The sequence below is a fragment of the Pseudomonas sp. TE3911 genome (assembly GCF_054062775.1).
In genome coordinates, this window is record NZ_JBSSFP010000001.1 from 4265916 (window position 1) to 4282670 (window position 16755).

A 16755-nucleotide genomic window follows, 5' to 3' on the forward strand; every position below is an offset into this window, starting at 1 on the left:
CAGGCAGATTGCCCGCTGAAAAATAGCCGGGAATTGTACCTGAAGCATCGGCCAGACGTCATCTTTGCTGACCAGAACAAAAATGCCCCACTCATTCGAGCGGGGCATTTTTTGTGCATAAGAGCGGTATCAGCCAGCTCGGCGCAGCAGCCAGAACCCGGCCAGAGCGCAGATGGCGGTCGGCACCAGCACCGCAAACAGAGGGGAGAAACCGAATACCAGGCTCGACGGGCCTAGCAGGTCCTGGGCGATGCGGAATGTGAAGCCCACCAACACGCCAGTAAACACACGCTGACCCAGGGTCACGGAACGCAATGGGCCGAAGATGAACGAGATCGCCATCAACACCAGCGCGGCGGTTACCACTGGCTGCAACACCTTGACCCAAAACGCCAGCCAGTAACGACCGTTGTTCAGCCCTTGCTCCTTGAGGTAGTGGATGTAACTCCACAACCCGGAGATAGGCAGGCTTTCCGGGATCATCACCACGGTGTTGAGCAATTCCGGCTTGAGAGAGATGTCCCACTCTTCGCTTGGCTCATTGATCACTTCGGTGCTGGCCTTGGTGCCTTGGCCGACATTGCGGAAGTGAGTGGTAGTGATGTCCGTCAGTTGCCATTTTTCGCCGCTGTACTGCGCACGTTTGGCGAAGCTGGACGACAGCATGTGACGTTCTTTATCAAAAGTGTAACGCGTCACACCGATCAACAGGCCGCCCGGTTGCACGGCGTTGATGTGGATGAACTCATCACCCTGGCGATGCCACAGGCCATGCTTGGCGCTTTGCGCATCGCCCGAACCCTGCGCCAGGGCGCGGTTGGCTTGGGCGGTGGTTTCGGCCGGCGGCGCGACGTATTCACCGATCAGCACGCTGCACAGCATCAGCAGCAACATGGGCTTCATCACCGCCCAGACGATACGGCCGATGGACACCCCGGCGGCACGCATGATGGTCAGTTCGCTGTTGCTGGCCAGGCTGCCCAGGCCAATCAGACAGCCGATTAGCGCAGCCATCGGCATCATGTCGTAGAGCCGACGCGGCGCGGTGAGTGCCACGTAGCTCAGTACATCCCACACAGTGTAGGTGTCGCTCACGTTGCCCACTTCATCGATGAAGGCGAACAACGAGGCAAGGCCCAGGATGATGCCCAGAACCGCCAGAATGGCGATCAGGACGCTGCTACCAATGTAGCGATCGAGCTTAGCCACGAGCCAACTCCTTCTGGCCGCGACGGCTCAACATTTTCAAACGGATAGGTTCCCAGTAGAGCAGGCCCAGGCCGATCACCAGGAAGATCCCGTGCACCCACCACAACCCCAGGGTCGGCGAAAGCTTGCCCTTCTCCAGGGAGCCGCGAGCGGAAATCAGAATGGTGAGGTAAGCCATGTACAGCAGGATCGCCGGCAACAGTTTGAGGAAGCGGCCCTGACGCGGGTTGACGCGCGACAACGGCACGGCCATCAAGGTCACGATAAACACCAGCAGTGGCAGAGAAATACGCCATTGCAGCTCGGCAATGGAGCGCAGTTCCTTGCTGCCGAACAAATCCTTCGTGGGGATGGCGTCGCGGTCAGTCACCTCGTCGCTGACATCCGGACGGGCGAGCAACACGCCGTAAGTGTCGTACTTGATGGCGCGGTAGTCGGCCTGGCCGGGACTGCCGTCATAGCGATAGCCGTTCTCCAGGATCAGGTAGCGACTGCCATCGGGACGCACGTCCTGGCGACCGGACTCGGCCACCAGCACGGAGATGCCACGGTCTTTCTTGTCCTGGCCCAGGCGCTTCTCGGAGATGAACACCCCGCCCAGGTTGGCACGGTCTTCGGTCAGGGTTTCGGTATAGGTGACCCGCGTGCCGTCATTGAGTGCCTGGAAGCGGCCCGGCTCAAGGGTGTCGAACTCGGTCATCGCGTCCTGCTTGTTCAGCACCAGCTGGAACTGCATGGCGCCCTGGGGGGCCAGGCTCAGGCTCAGCCAGGCAACGATAAGCGCGATGCCGGCTGCCGGGATCATGGTCATGCCGAGCAGACGCTGCTGGCTCATGCCGGTGGCCGAGAGCACAGTCATTTCGCTTTCGAGGTACAAACGACCGTAGGCCAACAGGATCCCGAGGAACAGGCCCAGCGGCAGGATCAGTTGCAGGAACCCCGGCAGGCGAAAGCCCATGATCAGGAACAACGAGCCTGGATCCAGGGCGCCCGAAGCGGCTTGGGCCAGGTATTTGACGAAACGACCACTCATGATGATGACCAACAGGACCGCACTCACGGCACTCAGGGTCAACAGGACTTCGCGGGATAGATAACGGAAGACAATCAAACCAGACACTCCAGGGTTGTCAGGCTAAGGCGGCCAAACAAGCAAGCATACCGAGTCAGCCCCTTTACGCAGGGCCGATTAAAAAGATGGCGCATTATCCTGTGATTGACCGCGCCTGTCACTGCGCAACCTCATACGCGGGTACAAAGCGCGTACGAAGGGTTGTCAGGCTCCGCCGGCGAGGTTCAAACTGCGGCCTTTGTCGCTGGCGGTTTACACAGCTGCCACGCTTTAAAGCCTGGATACAAATACCAGGCTCTCAGACCTTTATAAGGGACCCGAAAATGGAATTGGTTGTAAAAAGCGTTAGCCCCGAAACGTTGAAAACCGCCACCCTCGTGGTCGCCATCGGCGAAGGCCGCAAGCTCGGCGTGGCCGCCAAGCAACTCGACGAACTCAGCGGCGGCGCCATCAGCGCCGTGCTCAAGCGCGGCGACCTGGCCGGCAAAGTCGGTCAGAGCCTGCTGTTGCAGAGCCTGCCTAACCTCAAGGCCGACCGCGTTTTGCTGGTCGGCGTGGGCAAAGACGCTGAGCTGGGCGACCGCCCGTTCCGCAAGATCATCAGCGGCATCCTCAGCACCCTGAAGGGCCTGGGCGGTGGCGATGCGACACTGGCTCTCGACGAAATCGTGGTCAAAGGCCGCGACAGCTACGGCAAGACGCGCCTGCTGGCAGAGACCCTGGTGGACGGCGGCTATATCTTCGACCAGTTCAAGAGCCAGAAAGCCGAACCCCGCGCCCTGAAGAAAATCACCCTGCTGACCATCAAGGCCGCGCAGGCTGAAGTTCAGCGCGCTGTAACCCACGCTACCGCGATTGCCAACGGCATGTCGTTTACCCGCGACTTGGGTAACCTGCCGCCGAACATCTGCCACCCGACCTACCTGGGCGAGCAAGCCAAGGCGCTGGGCAAAGAGTTCAAGGGGCTGAAAGTTGAAGTGCTGGACGAGAAAAAGATCAAGGAACTGGGCATGGGCTCGTTCTACGCCGTGGGCCAGGGCAGCGACCAGCCACCACGCCTGATCGTGATGCAATACAACGGCGGCAAGAAGTCCGAGAAGCCTTACGCACTGGTCGGCAAAGGGATCACCTTCGACACCGGCGGCATCAGCCTCAAGCCGGGCGCGGGCATGGATGAGATGAAGTACGACATGGGCGGCGCCGCCAGCGTGTTCGGCACCCTGCGTGCCGTACTGGAGCTCAAGCTGCCGATCAACCTGGTGTGCATCCTGGCCTGCGCCGAGAATATGCCGAGCGGCGGCGCTGCCCGCCCAGGGGATATCGTCACCACCATGAGCGGCCAGACCGTCGAAATCCTCAACACCGACGCCGAAGGCCGTCTGGTGCTGTGCGATGCCCTGACCTACGCCGAGCGCTTCAAGCCGCAAGCCGTAATCGACATCGCCACCCTGACCGGTGCGTGCATCGTTGCCCTGGGCTCCCACACGTCGGGCTTGCTGGGTAACAACGACGAGCTGATCGAGCAACTGCTCAGCGCGGGCAAGGCTGCCGACGATCGCGCCTGGCAACTGCCGCTGTTCGATGAATACCAAGAACAGCTGGACAGCCCGTTCGCCGACATCGCCAACATCGGCGGCCCGAAAGCCGGCACCATCACCGCTGCCTGCTTCCTGTCGCGCTTCGCCAAGAACTTCAACTGGGCGCACCTGGACATCGCCGGCACGGCCTGGACCAGCGGCGGCAAGGACAAGGGCGCCACTGGCCGCCCGGTTCCGCTGCTGACCCAGTACCTGCTGGATCGCGCAAAGGCCTGAAACTGAAGATGCCGGGGCGGCCATCACGCCGCTCCGGTCTCAGGAACCGCAATGACCCAAGTCGACTTCTATATATTGCCCAGCGCCGACCCGCTCGCGCGCCTGGACTTTGCCTGCAAACTCACCGAAAAAGCCTGGCGCATGGGCCATCGCATCTACCTGCACTGCAGCGATGCCGCTCAACGCGACGAGCTCGACGCCCGCCTGTGGCGCTTCAAGGGTGAAAGCTTCGTGCCCCACGGCCCTGCCGAATCACAACCTGAAGGTCTGATAGTGCTGGGGCTGGGTGACAACTGCGGCGATCACCATGACCTGCTGGTCAACCTGGACCTGAAAGTACCGCCGTTCGCCAAGGCCTTCGCCCGTGTGGCGGAAGTGGTGGTGGAAGATCCGGCTATTCGTCAGGCCGCGCGGGAGAGTTTCCGTTTCTACCGCGAACAGGGCTATCCTTTGCAAGATCACCGGCTACAACGACTTTGAGCACACGATGGACACTTCCAACCCTGTAAAAAAAGATGACCACCTGCTGGACGACCTGGAGTCGATCCGTCAGTTGCTGGGTGATGATGGCTTGCAACCGCCGCTGCTGACCGAACCGGTCGACGGCGAGGTACAGATTCCGTTGCTGTTTGACATGGTGGGCGGCAAACCTGCGCCGGCACCGGTCGAACTGCCCGTCGTAGAACCAGCCCCCGTTGCCGCCGCTGCCGAGAAAACCCCCGACGCCCTGCTGCTGCATCTAGATAACGAACTGCGCGCCGCCGCGCAATTGATCATGCAAGACGTGATCGACGACTTTGCCCCGCATATCGAAACCGAGATCAAGCGCCGAATGGATGCGCGAATGGAACGGTTGCTCAGCCAGTACCAGTCTTAAACCGTGCATAGATCCCCTGTGGGAGGGGGCTCGCCCCCGATAGCGGTGTATCCGTCAGCCCATGTATGGTTGACACATTGCCATCGGGGGGGCGAGCCCCCTCCCACATTGACCGGCGCACGCCTTTAGCCCGTCTTCGCCTCGCCCTGCGCCCTATCCCCCGTTATACTTGCCGGCTTTCCTGAATATATGCCAACTAGGGTCCCGCCGCGCATGGATAAGACCTACCAGCCGCACGCTATTGAAACTTCCTGGTACAACACCTGGGAGTCCGAGAACTATTTCGCTCCGCAAGGTGCGGGCGAGTCCTACACCATCATGATTCCGCCACCGAACGTCACTGGCAGCCTGCACATGGGCCATGGCTTCAACAATGCGATCATGGATGCGTTGATCCGTTTCCGCCGCATGCAGGGTCGTAACACCCTGTGGCAACCGGGCACCGACCACGCCGGTATCGCCACCCAGATGCTGGTGGAGCGCCAACTCGAAGCCACCGGCCAGAGCCGTCACGACTTGGGCCGTGAGAAATTCCTGGAAAAGATCTGGGAATGGAAAGACCAATCCGGCGGCAACATCAGCCGTCAGATCCGTCGCCTGGGCTCGTCCGTCGACTGGAGCCGCGAGCGTTTCACCATGGACGACGGCCTGTCCGAATCCGTGAAAGAAGCCTTCGTGCGCCTGCATGAAGACGGCCTGATCTACCGCGGCAAGCGCCTGGTCAACTGGGACACCAAGTTGCACACGGCGATTTCCGACCTCGAAGTGGAAAACCACGACGAGAAAGGCTTCCTGTGGAACCTCAAGTACCCGCTGGCCGACGGCGCCAAGACCGCTGAAGGCAACGACTACCTGATCGTCGCCACCACCCGTCCGGAAACCATGCTCGGCGATGCCGCCGTCGCGGTTAACCCGAACGACGAACGCTACCAGGCACTGATCGGCAAGTTCGTCGACCTGCCATTGGTTGGCCGTCGCATCCCGATCATCGCGGACGACTACTGCGATCCCGAATTCGGCACCGGCTGCGTGAAGATCACCCCGGCCCACGACTTCAACGACTACGAAGTCGGCAAGCGCCACAACCTGCCGCTGCTGAACATCTTCGATAAAAATGCCGCCGTACTGCCGGCCTGCCAGGTGTTCAACCTGGACGGCACGCTGAACGAAAGCATCGACGGCAAGATCCCGGCCGAATACGCCGGCCTCGACCGTTTCGAAGCACGCAAGCAGATCGTGGCCGCTTTCGATGCCGCCGGCCTGCTGGTCAGCGTTGACGACCACGGCCTGAAAGTGCCGAAGGGCGACCGCTCCGGCACTGTGATCGAGCCGTGGCTGACCGACCAGTGGTACGTGTCCACCAAGCCGCTGGCTGAGCCTGCGATTGCTGCCGTAGAAGATGGCCGTATCCAGTTCGTACCTAAACAGTACGAAAACATGTACTTCTCGTGGATGCGCGACATCCAGGATTGGTGCATCAGCCGTCAACTGTGGTGGGGCCACCGCATTCCGGCCTGGTACGACGAGTCGGGCAAGGTCTATGTAGGCCGCGACGAAGCCGAAGTGCGTGCCAAGCACAACCTCGGCCCGGACGTGGCGCTGCAACAGGACAACGACGTACTGGATACCTGGTTCAGCTCTGGCCTGTGGACGTTCTCCACCCTGGGCTGGCCGCAGCAGACCGAATTCCTCAAGAAATTCCACTCCACCGACGTGCTGGTGACCGGCTTCGACATCATTTTCTTCTGGGTTGCCCGGATGATCATGCTGACCATGCACTTGGTGAAGAACGAGGACGGCACGCCGCAGGTTCCGTTCAAGACCGTGTATGTGCACGGCCTCGTGCGTGATGGCCAGGGCCAGAAAATGTCCAAGTCGAAGGGCAACGTCCTGGACCCGCTGGACATCATCGACGGCATCGACCTGGAAACACTGGTGCAGAAGCGCACTTCGGGCTTGATGCAGCCGAAACTGGCAAAGAAGATCGAAAAGCAGACCCGCGACGAGTTCGCTGACGGCATCGCCAGCTACGGCACCGACGCCCTGCGCTTCACCTTCTGCTCGTTGGCGTCTACCGGTCGCGACATCAAGTTCGACATGGGCCGCGTCGAAGGCTATCGCAACTTCTGCAACAAGATCTGGAACGCCGCGCGCTACGTGCTGGATAAAGGTGAAGACTGCGGCCAGAACGGCGAAGCCTATGAGCTGAGCCTGGCCGACCGCTGGATCATCTCGCAGCTGCAACGCACCGAAGCCGAAGTGACCCGCCAACTCGACCAGTTCCGTTTCGACCTGGCCGCGCAAGCCTTGTACGAGTTCATTTGGAACCAGTATTGCGACTGGTACCTGGAGCTGTCCAAGCCCGTGCTGTGGGACGAAAACGCACCGGTCGAACGCCAGCGCGGCACCCGTCGTACCCTGGTACGCGTGCTGGAAGTGGCGTTGCGCCTGGCGCATCCGTTCATGCCGTTCATCACCGAAGAAATCTGGCAGCGCCTCGCGCCGCTGGCCGGTATCGAAGGCAAGACCATCATGCTGCAGCCTTGGCCGGTGGCCAATGAAGCACGTATCGATGAAGCCGCTGAAAGCGATATCGAATGGCTCAAGACCCTGATGCTCGGCACGCGCAACATCCGCGCAGAAATGAACATCGGGCCGGGCAAGCCGTTGGCGGTGTTCGTGAAGAACGCCAGTGCCGAGGACCAGCGTCGCCTTACCGAAAACGATGCACTGCTCAAGAAACTGGCGAAGCTGGAGTCGATCACCGTATTGGCTGATGGCGCCGAAGCACCGTTGTCCGCTACCGCGCTGGTTGGCGACATGGAAGTGCTGGTGCCAATGGCCGGTTTGATCGACAAGGGCGCAGAGCTGGCCCGTCTCGACAAAGAAATTGCGCGCCTGCAAGGCGAAGTGCAGCGGGTGGGCGGCAAGCTGTCCAACGCGGCATTCGTCGACAAGGCGCCAGCTGAAGTGATCGAGAAAGAGCGCGCCAAGCTCGCCGAGGCCGAACAGGCCCTGGGCAAGTTGGCGGAGCAACATGCGCGGATCTCCAGCCTTTAAGGTGGAATCAGCGTGAAAAAAGAGACCTTCGGGTCTCTTTTTTTATTTGCGAACCCGGTCAATGTGGGAGGGGGCTTGCCCCCGATTGCAGTGCATCAGCCTGAATATCTTTGACTGTCACACCGCCATCAGGGGCAAGCCCCCTCCCACATTTGCCCGGGTCAGGCTCAAGATGTGTGACAATGCCCACCACTTTGAGCCAACACCAGAATCAACATGACCGCCCCCACTACGCCCAAACCTCCGCGCAAGAAGCCTAAAACCGCTGCCACGGCCAAACCCGTCGCGCCGCGCAAAGAGGCCACCCTGCACCCGCGCAACCGCCACACAGGCCGTTACGACTTCCCGGCGCTGATCAAGACCACGCCGGAACTGGCGAAATTCGTAATCCTCAACCCCTACGGTAAGGAAAGCATCGACTTCGCCAGCCCTGACGCCGTGCGGGTATTCAACCGGGCGTTGCTCAAGTCGTTCTATGGCATCCAGCATTGGGATATCCCGCAGGATTACCTGTGCCCGCCGGTGCCGGGACGTGCGGACTATGTGCACTTCCTCGCCGACCTGCTGGCCAGCGTCAACGAAGGCAAGATTCCCCGTGGTTCCATCGTCAAGGTGTTGGACATCGGCATGGGCGCTAACTGCGTCTATCCGCTGATTGGCTACATGGAGTACCGCTGGAACTTCCTTGGCTCGGAAGTCGACCCTATCGCCGTAGCCGCTGCCAAGGCCATCGTGCAGTCCAACGACCTGAGCAAGGTCATCCAACTGCGCCAGCAAAACAACCCCAAGCACATCCTGTTGGGCCTGCTGGAACCTGGCGAGCGCTTTGACCTGACCATGTGCAACCCGCCCTTCCATGCGTCCATGGACGAAGCCACCAAGGGCAGCGAACGCAAGTGGCGCGCGTTGGGCAAGGCTGATCCGAAGCGCAAATTGCCGGTGCTGAACTTCGGTGGCCAGTCGGCCGAGTTGTGGTGTGAAGGCGGTGAAGCGCGGTTCGTGACGCAGTTGATCGCTGAAAGCGCGAATTTTGCCCATAAGGTGCTGTGGTTCAGCACCCTGGTATCAAAAGCGTCGAACTTGCCCGCCATTGAAACAGCCCTGAAAAAAGCCGGCGTGCTGGAAAGCCAGGTGGTGGAGATGTCCCAGGGTCAGAAGCAAAGCCGTTTCGTGGCATGGACTTTCCAGACCAAGAACGAGCAGCAGATCTGGCGCCAACGCTGGGTTCGCGATTAATAAATCGCAGGCAACAAAAAACCGTGCCCGGATTGCTCCGGAGCACGGTTTTTTTTTGCTGCGTCTTACTTGTTAACAGCGTCGGTCAGGCCTTTGGCCACAACCAGCTTGATAACTTTCTTGGCAGCGATTTCGATGGCAGCGCCAGTCGAAGGGTTACGGCCAGTACGGGCTGGACGCTCGGTCACTTTCAGTTTGCCAACGCCTGGCAGAGTGATTTCGCCGCCGTTTTCCAGCTGATCAGCAACAACTTGGCTCAGTTGGTCCAGCAGAGCGCGCACGGTAGTTTTCGGTGCGTCTACTGCTTCAGCCAGGTCAGCGATCAGTTGGTCTTTAGTAATAGCCATTGTGGTGTTCCTTCCCTATCAAATTCATATGGATTGCAGAGTGCAGTGTCAGCCGTCGAGCCCGACCGTCTAGGCCTGGCACCCCAGGCTTATAACCTCGGAGAACGGGGTTATAGATGCTTGAAACGGGGATTGGTTCGACCTGACAGATGCTGAATGCACGCTTAACGCCGAGACTTGGCGTAAGACGGGGCAAAACTAGCACAGAGACGGGGAAATATCCGCCTCTACCTACCCATTTGGTCAGCTTTATCGCTCTAAACCGTCAAAAAAAGGAATATACCCGGTCGGACCCCACCCAAAACGCCCTTCGAAGCGCGTCTTGACCAATGGGTGCGGTACACTGGGCGACTTTTCGGGGAGGCCAACCGCTCCCCTTCAACCAGCCGAGAAGCCCATGCCGATCCGTCATTGCATCGTCCACCTGATCGACAAAAAACCCGACGGCACGCCCGCAGTTCTCCACGCGCGCGACTCGGAGCTCTCCGAATCCGCCGCCATCGAGAATATGCTTGCCGACCTCAACGAGAGCTACAACGCCAAACAAGGCAAGGCCTGGGGTTTCTTCCATGCCGAGTCCGGCGCGCACCCGTTCAGTGGCTGGTTGAAGGAATATTTCGAGGGTGGCCAGGATTTCACCACCTTCAGCCGCACCGCCGTTGAGCATCTGCAGAAGCTGATGGAGGAATCCAACCTCTCCACCGGCGGCCACGTACTGTTCGCCCACTACCAGCAAGGCATGACCGATTACCTGGCCATCGCCCTGCTGCACCACAGCGAAGGCGTAGCGGTAACCGACGAGCTGGACGTGACTCCGTCGCGCCACCTGGACTTGGGCCAACTGCACCTGGCCGCACGGATCAACGTGTCGGAGTGGCAGAACAACAAGCAATCCAAGCAGTACATCTCGTTTATCAAAGGCAAGAATGGCAAGAAAGTCTCGGAGTACTTCCGCGACTTTATCGGCTGCCAGGAAGGCGTCGACGGTCCGGGCGAGACCCGCACCCTGCTCAAGGCCTTCAGCGACTTCGTGGAAAGCGAAGACCTGCCGGACGAGTCCGCCCGCGAGAAAACCAAAACCTTGGTGGACTACGCCAGCAGCCAGGCCAAGCTAGGCGAGCCCATGGGCCTGGAAGAACTGTCGGGCTTGATCGATGAAGATCGACCAAAGGCGTTCTACGACCATATCCGCAACAAGGACTACGGCCTGTCGCCGGAAATCCCCGCCGATAAGCGCACCCTTAACCAGTTCCGCCGCTTCACCGGGCGCGCCGAAGGGCTGTCGATCAGTTTTGAAGCGCACCTGCTGGGCGACAAGATTGAGTACGACGAAGCCGCTGGCACCCTGATCATCAAGGGCCTGCCGACCCAACTGACTGACCAGCTCAAGCGCCGTAACTGATGCTCAGCGGGGTTCTCAAGAAAGTCCTGTTGGTGTTGCTGGTGGTGGTGGTTATCCAGAACTGGGGCAAGATCGAACGGCTATTCAACCCCTCGCAGGTGGTTTCAGAGCAGGTCCGCACTTCGGCGCGGGTGGTGCTCTATGCCACCGAGTGGTGTGGCTACTGCAAGCAGATCCGGCGCTTCCTGGATCAGAAAGGCATTCCGTACCAGACCTTCGACATCGAGAAGGACGCCCCTGCGCGCAAGGCGTATGAGGCGTTGGGCGGTGGCGGGATTCCGTTTGTGGATGTGAATGGGACGCTGATTCGCGATTACAACCCTGAGGCGATCATGGCGGCGCTGAAATAATCAGCGCACCACGATCACCCGTCCCAGCAGGCTGTGCTGTTCAAACCCCAGCACTGCCTGCAACGCGTTCAGCACGGCCTGCGGGTCTTTGCTCGGGAAGCTGCCACTGACCCGCTTGGCGCCCATATCTTCGTTGAGCAGCAGGATGCGGCCAGGGTAGTAACGCCCCAAATCCTTCACCACATCGGCGAGCGGTGCCTTGTAGTAGTTGAGCCAGCCGTCGCGCCAGGCCAGGCGCGATTCGCTGTCGACCGCGTGCAGGGGATCGGCAATGCCATCGGCGTAAGCCACTTGCTGACCTGCCGTCAGAATTTGCTGCTGGCCCTGCTCCGACGGCGTCACGCCGACCCGCCCCGACAACACCGTCACTTGAGCGCCCGCTGGTTGCAGGCGTACTTCGAATTGTGTGCCGAGCACCCGCGCTTCACCGCTGCCCGCCCCCACCACAAAGGACTCGCCGGTGTGGGTCACGCTGAAAAAACCGGCGCCGCGACGCAGCTGGATATGCCGCTCGCCATGGCTGAAATCCACGGCAATTGCGCTGTCGGCATCCAGGGTGACTTGAGATTGATCCGCCAGGGTGACGGTTTTTATTTCTCCTGGCGCCGTCACGTAATCGGCGCCGAAATCATCGACCCAACGCGACGGCTGCCAACCTGCGCCCATGGACACCATCAACAGCAGGCAGGCAGCCATGGCCAGGGCGCCGGACCAGCGCACGACACGTGAACGTTTCGCGGTGTTCATCGTATTGAGGTAGCCCTGCAATGCCAGGGCTTCTTCTTCCGCCAGGGCGCGTGCAGGTACTTCGCTTAGCTCCCAGAGCACCTGGGCCTGGGCGTAGGCCTCGACGTGTGCCGGGTTGGCGCGCAGCCAGTGGCTGAACGTCGCCTGGTCGCCGCTGCTGGGTTGGTCGTGCAACAGACTCAGCCAGGCCAGTGCGGCGTGTTCCTGCTCGGGCGTGGGGGTGACGTTCACGGTGCTTTCCCTGGCGTGCGTGGAGGCGATGGGTCGCGAAGGCTGGCCTTGCAAGCTTCGAGGGCACGCATCATATGTTTTTCCACGGCACTTTGGGACAGGCCCATGGCCTTGGCGATTTCCGCATATTTGCGGCCATGGATGCGGTTGAGCAGGAAAATCTGCCGAGTGCGCTCGGGCAGGCTGCGCAAGGCGGCTTCGACATGGCGCAGGTCGTTACCCGCTTCCAGTGCGGCCTGGGGTTCAGAGCCCTGGTTGTCCTGCTGCTCGGGCAACCAACCTTCGCTGCTGCGCACCCGCGCGCCTTCGCTGCGCAGGTGGTCGATGGCGATATTGCCGGCGCAGCGCAGCAGGTAGGTGCTGAGCTCTTCGACCTGCACCAGCGGCCGGCGCCAGAAGCGTAGAAACAGATCCTGCACCAGGTCGGCCGCCGTGGCGCGGCAGCCTACACGTCGACTCACCAAGGCTTCCATCTGCGAACGCTGGGACAGAAACACCTGCAGAAAATGCGCACGCCCACCCGCCGCATCAGCTTGCGAGCTGTCCTGGGATTCGGGTGGGGTGCTGATCATCATGGCTTGGGCTCAGAGGGTGGCGAAGGCCGCAACGGGGCTCGCCAGCAGGCCGGCGCCCGCGAGGATCAAGGCCAGCCTTGGCCGATACGGCAACAGCAACACCAGCAGCAGCGCGCTGAGCATCAATACAGCGCACCACTCCACCAATCCCAGGCCCCAGCCAGCCACGCTCACGGCGGGCCAGATCGCGACGGCAAGCAGCAACCCGCCAGCCACACGCAAACCCAGGCGTCGACGAGGCGATGGCTTGCTGTGCAGCAGTTCGCCGTGATGGCGATCGGTGGACAAGCACAGAGCGGTAAACCCGGCATAGCACATCAGCAGCGCGAGGAGCATTCAATTGGCCTCTTGCTTGAGGTTGAGCGGACGCGCCCGTTCAGCCTTGGGCTGCGGTGCCGTGCGGTGGTGCATCTTCCACGCCGCCCAGGCGAGAAACACGCCGCTGCCCAGACAGGTCAGATCAAAGCCGGCCATCGCCCAGTCACCACGGGCCAGGGACACGCCCAAAGCGTGGTCGGTGGTGATTGCGTTGAGCAGTGGCACCGCGGCAAACAACAACGCACCGACGCTCAATTGCTCGACCCAACCCTGGCGCCCACGACGCACAATGGCGTGCAACAGGCTCAGGCCCCAGGCGATAAAGAAGGTCTGCACTTCCCAATCGGAGCGTTCGGCGAGGCTCACCGGCAGCAGGCGGTTGGCCCAGAAGAACGCTGCAATGGCGATCAGCAAACCGGACATGCTGGCGATATTCAGCACTTCCACCAGTCGCAGCTCAAACGGCATCACACCGGTTTTGGCATGTTTGAGTTGGCGCTTGCCAAGCCAGATCACCAGCCCGGTGCCGATCATCGCAGTGCCTGCCAGGCCGCAGATGAAGTACAACCAGCGCAGCACCGGCCCAGCGAAATGCCCCATGTGCAGGCCGTAGAAACTGCCGCCGACCATGGCGGTCAACGATTGCCCGTCGCTGGCCCGCAACAGTTCGCCGGTGTGCCCGTTAAACGACACAATGCTGTCGAATTCATGCACCACGCTGTCGGAACTTGCGCGGAACACATTGACCGACGCGTTGACATCACCGGGGTTATTCACCCCGATCCGCCCTACGTGGCCACCCTCCCATTGCGCCCGCGCTTGCTCGTACATCGGCAGCAGCGGCGCCAATTCGCCCGGCTGCCCCGACGCCGGCGCGTTGTTGGTCGCGGGGAATATCTCGTTGAAAAATGCGCGGGTGTCGTTGCCATAGGAGGCCATGATCGGCGCCGGCATCACCATGCTCATAAAGATCACCAGGCTGCTGTACGTGATCATCAGGTGAAACGGCAGCACGAGCACACCCACCGCGTTATGCCCGTCGAGCCAGGAGCGCTGGCCTTTACGGGGGCGGAAGGTGAAGAAGTCCTTGAATATTTTCTTGTGGGTGATGATGCCGGTGATCAGCGCCACGAACATCACCATCGCAGCGAGGGTGGACAGCCAGCGGCCCCAGGGGTGCGGCATTTGCAGTTGGAAGTGGAAACGGTAGAAGAAATCCCCGCCCATGCTTTCGCGGGCCTCTACGGCTTGGCCGCTGACGGGGTCGAGGGTTTTGCGCATGAAATTGCCGCGGCGGCCGGGGTCGAGCTTGTCTTGCCACATGACCGACAGTCCGGGGTCGCGGCTATCCGGCAGGGCGATAAACCAGCGTGCCGCTGTGGGTGCCACCTGCTGCAGGTAGGTTTGCGCGACGCTGAGGCTGCGCGCATTGTCCAACGGATGAGCCTGGACCTCGGGCTGCATCCAGTGGCTGATCTCATCCTTGAAGTAAGACAGCGTGCCCGTCAGGAAAATCGCAAACAGCAGCCAGCCGAAGATCAAGCCCGCCCAGGTATGCAGCCAGGCCATGGCCTGGCGAAATCCCTCTTTCATGTGCGCACCATCCACAAGCCCACACCCGCCAAAGCGGCAAAGAGTGCGCTCGGCAGCATCACGCCAAACCAGGCGCGCCAAGCCGTACGGCAGGCGAAGCACCAGAGTACGGCCAGCAAATAGAACACAAATGAACTCATCATCCCGGTGATCACGGCGTCGGCGCGAGAAGTTGGCATCCACAATGCCAGGCAGATGGCGGCGAGGGAGGCCATGAGGTAGCCACCGACCACGGCCGCCAGCACGCGGGAGGTGACAGCCAAGCGGTAGAGCGCGGGAAGCGAAGTTTTGCTTTTCATGCGGGAGGCGCCAGGTTCATCAGCGCGCAATATTAATGATAAATATTCTCATAAGCAAAAGAGAACGGATGAAACACCTGCTCTGCCGGATTGCCGAACCGGGTCTCGGGCCATACAATGCGAACAATTCTTGTTCTCTAAAGCATGCCGATGCTTGCGGAGTGTTTGCGTTGAGCCCGTCCAACACCGTCGAAGTTCTGTACAACGACCATCACCACTGGCTCACCGGCTGGTTGCGACGCAAGCTCGGCTGCCCGGAAAGTGCTGCCGACCTGGCGCAGGACACCTTCGTCCGCGTACTCACTGCAAGGGAAACGCCCACGCTGGTCGAGCCGCGCGCGTTTCTCACCACCGTGGCCAAGCGCGTGCTCTTCAACTTCTATCGCCGCCAGGACCTCGAACGCGCCTATCTTGACGCCCTCGCACAAATGCCCGAACACGTGGCGCCGTCGGAAGAAGAACGCGCAATCATCCTGCAAACCCTGGTCGAGCTGGATCAACTGCTCGCCGGCTTGCCCACACAGGTCAAGCGCGCGTTCCTGCTGGCCCAGCTCGATGGCCTGACCTACGCGCAGATCGGCGCTGAACTGGGCATTTCCATTGCCACCGTCAAACGCCACCTGAATAAAGCCGCCATGCGCTGCTACTTTGCCCTATGAACGTCTCGACCCAAGTCGCCGAACAGGCCGTGCGCTGGCTGATGGAAATGCAGCAAGGCGCGCTCAACCCACGCCAACAGGCCGCCTGGCAACACTGGCTGAATGCCCACAGCGAGCACCAGCGCGCCTGGGACCATATCCAGCGCGTTAACCAGCGCCTGCGCGGCATGCCCTCGCCCCTGGCTCACGCCGCGTTGAATGCGCCGACGTCTACCAGCCGGCGGCAGGCGCTGAAGTTGCTGTTGATCCTCGGCGCTGGCTCGGCAGCCGCCTGGAGCCTGCGCCAGCAGCATATTCTGCCGCCCCTGACCGCCGACTACCGCAGCCCCGTGGGCCAACGCCGCAAGGTGCAATTGGCCGACGGCAGCCAGTTGCAGCTCAATACCGGCAGTGCCGTAGATGTACATTTTGATGGCCAGCAACGGCTGATCCGACTGCTCGAAGGCGAGATCATGCTGAACGGCATCGCGGGCAACACGCCATTGCGCGTCCTTACCGGCCAGGGCCTGCTCAGCAGCCAAGCGGCGCGCCTGAACGTACGTCAGTTCAACGACCACACCCAGCTGGCGGTGCTCGACGGCCAAGTCGAGGTGATGCCCAACACCTACAGCGGCCTGCCGCTGACAGTCGAAGCGGCGCGCCAAGTCAATTTCACCCGCAAAGGCTGGGACACCCCGCGCCCCACCGACGCCAACAGCGGCGCCTGGGCCGACGGCATGCTGGTGGCTGCACACATGCGCCTGGAAGATTTCCTCGGCGAACTGGGCCGCTATCGTCGCGGCCAGGTCAATTGCGATCCGCAGGTTGCCAATTTATTGATCTCTGGCAGCTACCCGCTGGACGACAGCGAACGCATTCTCAACCTGTTGGAAGTCAGCCTGCCGGTGAAAGTGCGGCGTTTTACCCGCTATTGGGTGACAGTGCAGGCGCGCGCCTGAAATTATTTTCTGTACCTGTGAGCCGTTT

General features: G+C 61.0%; 17 protein-coding genes. 9 read left to right on the forward strand and 8 right to left on the reverse strand.

What is annotated here, in order from left to right; translation table 11 throughout:
* Positions 1-129: 129 nt before the first annotated feature.
* On the reverse strand, positions 130-1209 hold the full coding sequence (lptG, locus tag ACVWXD_RS19340) for an LPS export ABC transporter permease LptG (protein WP_181642775.1): 1080 nt from the start codon (positions 1207-1209) through the stop codon (positions 130-132).
* Positions 1202-2320, reverse strand: coding sequence for an LPS export ABC transporter permease LptF (gene lptF / locus ACVWXD_RS19345; RefSeq protein ID WP_032886439.1), 1119 nt, complete (start codon positions 2318-2320; stop codon positions 1202-1204). The genes lptG and lptF overlap by 8 nt, the downstream gene beginning before the upstream one ends.
* A 284-nt stretch (positions 2321-2604) precedes the next feature.
* On the opposite strand from lptF, the gene ACVWXD_RS19350 reads away from it, so the two are divergent.
* The 5 genes from ACVWXD_RS19350 to rlmF all read left to right on the forward strand — a co-directional run bounded on the left by ACVWXD_RS19350 (position 2605) and on the right by rlmF (position 9268).
* Positions 2605-4095, forward strand: coding sequence for a leucyl aminopeptidase (locus tag ACVWXD_RS19350; protein ID WP_099601187.1), 1491 nt, complete (start codon positions 2605-2607; stop codon positions 4093-4095).
* Positions 4096-4146: 51 nt separating this feature from the next.
* Entirely contained in the window at positions 4147-4575 is a 429-nt protein-coding gene (locus ACVWXD_RS19355) for a DNA polymerase III subunit chi (protein WP_032886436.1), read from the forward strand.
* Positions 4576-4582: 7 nt separating this feature from the next.
* On the forward strand, positions 4583-4972 hold the full coding sequence (locus ACVWXD_RS19360; protein WP_032886434.1) for a hypothetical protein: 390 nt from the start codon (positions 4583-4585) through the stop codon (positions 4970-4972).
* A gap of 213 nt (positions 4973-5185) precedes the next feature.
* Positions 5186-8032 (forward strand): valine--tRNA ligase, encoded by a 2847-nt coding sequence (locus ACVWXD_RS19365; protein ID WP_032886432.1) that lies wholly within the window; start codon positions 5186-5188, stop codon positions 8030-8032.
* Between the two features lie 216 nt (positions 8033-8248).
* Entirely contained in the window at positions 8249-9268 is a 1020-nt protein-coding gene (rlmF, locus tag ACVWXD_RS19370) for a 23S rRNA (adenine(1618)-N(6))-methyltransferase RlmF (protein WP_122680318.1), read from the forward strand.
* Positions 9269-9333: 65 nt separating this feature from the next.
* Here the strand turns inward: rlmF and ACVWXD_RS19375 are convergent, their stop codons facing one another.
* Positions 9334-9615, reverse strand: a complete 282-nt coding sequence (locus ACVWXD_RS19375; protein WP_003188840.1) for an HU family DNA-binding protein — start codon at positions 9613-9615, stop codon at positions 9334-9336.
* Between the two features lie 397 nt (positions 9616-10012).
* Between ACVWXD_RS19375 and yejK the strand changes: the two genes are divergently transcribed.
* Positions 10013-11017 carry a nucleoid-associated protein YejK gene (yejK, locus tag ACVWXD_RS19380; protein WP_032886429.1) on the forward strand — a complete coding sequence of 335 codons (1005 nt, stop codon included), beginning with the start codon at positions 10013-10015 and terminating at the stop codon, positions 11015-11017.
* Positions 11017-11367 (forward strand): glutaredoxin family protein, encoded by a 351-nt coding sequence (locus tag ACVWXD_RS19385; RefSeq protein ID WP_181642776.1) that lies wholly within the window; start codon positions 11017-11019, stop codon positions 11365-11367. Before yejK ends, ACVWXD_RS19385 begins: the two co-directional genes overlap by 1 nt.
* Here ACVWXD_RS19385 and ACVWXD_RS19390 read toward each other — a convergent pair whose 3' ends face one another.
* Genes ACVWXD_RS19390 through ACVWXD_RS19410 form a run of 5 tightly spaced genes read right to left on the reverse strand, consistent with a single transcriptional unit; the run spans position 11368 to position 15130 of the window.
* Positions 11368-12345, reverse strand: coding sequence for a FecR family protein (locus tag ACVWXD_RS19390; RefSeq protein WP_122752518.1), 978 nt, complete (start codon positions 12343-12345; stop codon positions 11368-11370).
* Positions 12342-12920: an RNA polymerase sigma factor gene (locus tag ACVWXD_RS19395; protein WP_032886425.1), complete on the reverse strand. Its 579-nt coding sequence runs from the start codon at positions 12918-12920 to the stop codon at positions 12342-12344. Before ACVWXD_RS19395 ends, ACVWXD_RS19390 begins: the two co-directional genes overlap by 4 nt.
* A 9-nt stretch (positions 12921-12929) precedes the next feature.
* A complete protein-coding gene (locus tag ACVWXD_RS19400; protein WP_099601184.1) occupies positions 12930-13256 on the reverse strand; it encodes a DUF3325 domain-containing protein in 327 nt (108 codons plus the stop codon).
* Positions 13257-14831 (reverse strand): PepSY-associated TM helix domain-containing protein, encoded by a 1575-nt coding sequence (locus tag ACVWXD_RS19405; RefSeq protein ID WP_181642777.1) that lies wholly within the window; start codon positions 14829-14831, stop codon positions 13257-13259.
* Positions 14828-15130: a DUF3649 domain-containing protein gene (locus tag ACVWXD_RS19410; protein WP_099601182.1), complete on the reverse strand. Its 303-nt coding sequence runs from the start codon at positions 15128-15130 to the stop codon at positions 14828-14830. The genes ACVWXD_RS19405 and ACVWXD_RS19410 overlap by 4 nt, the downstream gene beginning before the upstream one ends.
* A 170-nt stretch (positions 15131-15300) precedes the next feature.
* Between ACVWXD_RS19410 and ACVWXD_RS19415 the strand changes: the two genes are divergently transcribed.
* Both ACVWXD_RS19415 and ACVWXD_RS19420 read left to right on the forward strand, forming a co-directional pair.
* Positions 15301-15789, forward strand: a complete 489-nt coding sequence (locus ACVWXD_RS19415; RefSeq protein WP_122680321.1) for a sigma-70 family RNA polymerase sigma factor — start codon at positions 15301-15303, stop codon at positions 15787-15789.
* A complete protein-coding gene (locus tag ACVWXD_RS19420; RefSeq protein ID WP_032886417.1) occupies positions 15786-16727 on the forward strand; it encodes a FecR domain-containing protein in 942 nt (313 codons plus the stop codon). Before ACVWXD_RS19415 ends, ACVWXD_RS19420 begins: the two co-directional genes overlap by 4 nt.
* Positions 16728-16755 lie beyond the last annotated feature (28 nt).